General features: G+C 60.1%; 2 protein-coding genes. Both read right to left on the bottom strand.

Translation table 11 applies throughout. The annotated features are described in order from the left end of the window. Nucleotides 1-2,810 (bottom strand): PD-(D/E)XK nuclease family protein (locus L692_RS0126265; protein WP_025702856.1); only part of this gene is annotated, 2,810 nt, incomplete at its 3' end. Between the two features lie 364 nt (nt 2,811-3,174). After that, a partial coding sequence (locus L692_RS0126260; RefSeq protein ID WP_025702855.1) for a class I SAM-dependent rRNA methyltransferase occupies nt 3,175-3,881 on the bottom strand: 707 nt, incomplete at its 5' end.

Here is a 3,881-nt window from a genome sequence, read left to right as displayed (position 1 = left end):
AGCCAGCCGTTCGGCAGCCGGATGCGCAGCGGCGGCAGCGGCTTGCCCGGACCGAAATCCAGCTCAAGAAAGGCGGTATCGAAGCTGCCCCTGCGCGCATGCTCCCCGAGAATGACGGAAGCCCGTCCGACAATATTCTTCAGCTTGCGGGCAATATAGCCGTAACGCTTCGAGCTCTTCAGAATCTCCCCCTGAAGCATCGGCGCCAGCATATCTACCATCTGCCCGGCTTCCTTCCGGCACTCTTCGGGCGTCAGAGCCCCCCAGCTCCGCCCTTCGCCCCGAAGCTTCAACGCCATGTTGCTGAGCGCGGCGTGAAACAGCTGCCCGATATCCGGAGCCTGAAGCTTGTACAGCTGGCGTTCCTTAAGCCGCAGGCCGTAAGAGGCGAAATGGGAGAACGGGCAGGCTACGAACCTCTCCATTCGCGAGACGCTTCCGCGCAGTGTGGAGCCGCCATACAGCCTGAGGCTTGTTGCTCTTCGGAGCGGCACGCCGGGATTGCGGTAAAACAGCGAGCTTATCAATATCCGCAGACGCGGACGCCATTCCTCATTCTCCGCAAACCAGTTATAGACCTCCCACCAGATCTGCGGGATATCCTGCCCCTGCTTCCACTGGCGCAGCTGAACGATCAGCATACGCAGAGTCTGCGCGGGATGGCCGATGAAATCGCGGTGCTCCCCGGGCGGAGCCGATACCGGCAGACTCTGCAATGGATGCTCGGCAAGCAGCGGATACATCCGGCGCAAATGGCGGATTATTTCCGAAGGAAGCAGGTCTTTGCCTTCATCGTCCGCGCATGCATAGCTAATCCACAGCTTCCGGGAAGCCGAAGTCAGCGCCTCATAGATCAGAAAGCGCTCATCCAGCATCCTGCGGGAAGCTCCGGGCGAAAGCTCCATCCCCGCTCCTTCCAGTAGGATACGCTCCGCCTCGGACAGCACGCCGTCCTCCTGAAACAGCGCCGGTACGATTCCTTCGTTGAAGCCGAGCAAAAAAGCATACTTGACCCCCGACACCCGCGTCCGGTCCATCGTTCCCACCAGCACCTGATCCAGCGCCGGAGGAACGAGACCCATCCGAAGCTCGGCAAGCCCCGTCTCCAATATTCCGGCGAATATATCGAAGCTCAGAGTCTCCTCGCCCATCATCTCCACAATCTGATCCAGCAGATCGAGGACGGCGCTCCACAGCTGGCGGTGTTCCCGGGCGTCCTGCGCCCTTCCTTCCTCCAGCGCTGCGGCGCTCATGTGCTCCAGCCTGCGCGCCGCAGACGTGTCCTCCAGCAGAGCGAATACCGACCTGCTCAGATCGAGTACGCTGCGGCTCTTCTTGATTCGCTGTTCGAAAGCTTTCAGCGGCGCGGTCACCGCCGCCCGGCACTGTTCCATCAGCGGCACCAACCGGGCGTCAGGCTTCCCGCCGCCTTCCAGCGACAGGCTGGGGATGGCCTTCCACTTGTAGTTCTCATCGGTCCAGCGGTAGCCCTGGATGCCGCAAGCCAGAACGTAATTCTCCAGAGTGTCCATATTATCCCTGCTCAGACTTTCGTCCAGAGGAAGCAGGAAATCCGTCTTGATGCAGCGGAACACATCCTCGTATCGCCAGCGGCGGCGGACGACGTCCAGCGCCGAACGGATAAATTCCACCAGAGGATGATGCAGCTCGCCCGCCTTACGGTCAAGGAAGAACGGTACGCCATAATCCCGGAAAAGGGAGGGGACAAGATAATCGTAATCCGCCAGGTTGCGGACGAACACGGCCATTTCGCCATACTTCGCCCCCTCCTCGCGCGCCAGCCTCCGCATCTCCCGCAGCGCGCCTTCCATCTCCGCGCGCTTGTTCGCGGCCGCCCGAATCGTTATCTCATCATCCGCAGGCTTCGGTCCCCGGTAGTCCAGGCGGCGGTCAAAGCCGCGCTCCAGATGCGCCAAGGCCGGAGACTCTTCAAACCGGGGCAGCACGGCAGGCTCCAGCACCTCGTCCCTGACGTCAACGCCAAGCTCTTCCGCCATCCCCCTCAGCTTGATGTAAGCGGAGGCCGCAGGATGGAACAGCTCCAGCTCATGCGGACGGGTTCCGGCAGGAAAGGGACGGTCGAGGGTCAGCGCGATCGTCATGTCTTCGGCATGCAGCATCAGCTGGCGCAGCACGGTAAACTCGCGGGCCGTAAACCCCCGGAAACCGTCCACAAAAATGGAGGAACCGCATACGAACGGGGAATAAGGAATCAGCTCCGAAAGTTCGGCCAGCCGGTCTTCCTCGTCTATGTACAGCCCGGACAAAGCTTGCTCCAGATCGGCAAATACGATATTCAGGTCTTCCAGCTTGCCGGTGAGAATCGGACTGCCACCTGCCGACTCCCGCAGACGGGACAGCTGCTCCTCCAGATCGGAGGGGCCAAAGCAGCAGCGCTTCAGCTCGGAATGAAGCCGGCTCAACCGGTCCACAAAGCCCGGGCGGTCCGACGAGGCGCCGAACAGCTTCAGTTCATCCTTGCGGCGGCTCAAAATTTTGTATAGCAGCATCTTCTTGCCTTCATCGCCAATCGGCACGCCGCCTCTCCCGCCGGTCTCCTGCTTCACCCGGTAGGAAAGACGCGGAAAGCTGAGCGTCTGCGCGCGCAGGCTGCCCCTGGCGTCGCAGACGCTCAGCAGCCCCTGTTCGGCGCTGAAGGAGCCCTGCTCCGGGACCAGTTGAATGATCGGGGAGCCCAGAGGGTCCTCGCGAAGAGACGCGCAGATCGAACTCCATATTTTCGTCGTTTTGCCGCTGCCCGAACGGCCGAGAAGAAACGTCACCGGCATGACTTCACAGACTCCTTCCGCAAATAAAAATGCAATTGAATCATTCTATGCAGCAGCTTCCGCCGCCCTTAGCCGACAGAAACGCTGTTACTCGTCCTGTTATTATATCATAGAAGTATAAACAAGAACATACGTTTGTTATTTTTCCAATATTTAGAGTGCGCTATATTTCCGCACAGGGCGGCGCAGCGCCCGGACATCTTCAACGCCAATGCAAAAAAGGGCCGCCCCAAAGGTCGTGGTAAGACCCTTTAGGAACAGCCCGGAAACGCCTGGCGCTGAATGGATGCGTAATGCTTGCTGTGCGGAAGAACACCACACGGCCGCCTGTACGCCGCGCCGCAAATCTGTTGCAAATAGACAGTTACTTCGACGTGACCTCAAAAATGGCAAATTTCAGGTAATGTCCCTCGTCCACGCCCAGAATTTGCGGATGATCCTTGCCGGCCGCGCGCCACTCGATCAGCCGCAGCACCTTGCCCGCATCCTCGGCGGCTTCGGCTATCGTCTCCAGAAACAACTCGGGCCGCATGTGATAGGAGCAGCTTGCGGTAACCAGATACCCGCCTTCATTCACAAGCTTCATGCCGTGCAGGTTGATGTCCTTGTAGCCGCGGCACGCCCCTTTGACCGCGCTCTTCGTCTTGGCAAAAGCGGGCGGATCGAGGATGACGACATCCCAGGTACGTCCTCCACCGGCCGTCATCGGCTTGGAGGTATCCGTCTTGACGGCGGCTTTGCCCTCCTTCGCTGCCGGGGACTTCTCCGGCGAGACTGCGGAAGGCTTCGCGGCGGCGCGTTGCGCCCGCTCCTCCAGCCCCTTCACCTGGCTGCGCAAATACTGGAAAGCGTCGTCCACGACGAATTCCACCCGGTCGCCAAAGCCGTTCAGCTCCACGTTGGCTTTCGCGCTTTCAATCGCATGCGCGGAAACGTCGAGGCAAGTGACCTTTTTCGCCCCGTATTTGCAGGCGTTCAGCGTGAAGCTGCCCGTATGCGAGAAGCATTCAAGCACGGTGGCGCCGTCCCAGTACGGGAAAGTGACTTCTTTGCCGCTCTTGTTGACGGGAA

It is taken from the genome of Paenibacillus forsythiae T98 (assembly GCF_000520735.1).
GTDB classification, from domain to species: Bacteria; Bacillota; Bacilli; order Paenibacillales; family Paenibacillaceae; genus Paenibacillus_AQ; species Paenibacillus_AQ forsythiae.
Note: the sequence above shows the minus strand (reverse complement) of the source record. Positions and strands in the feature narration are given on the sequence as shown.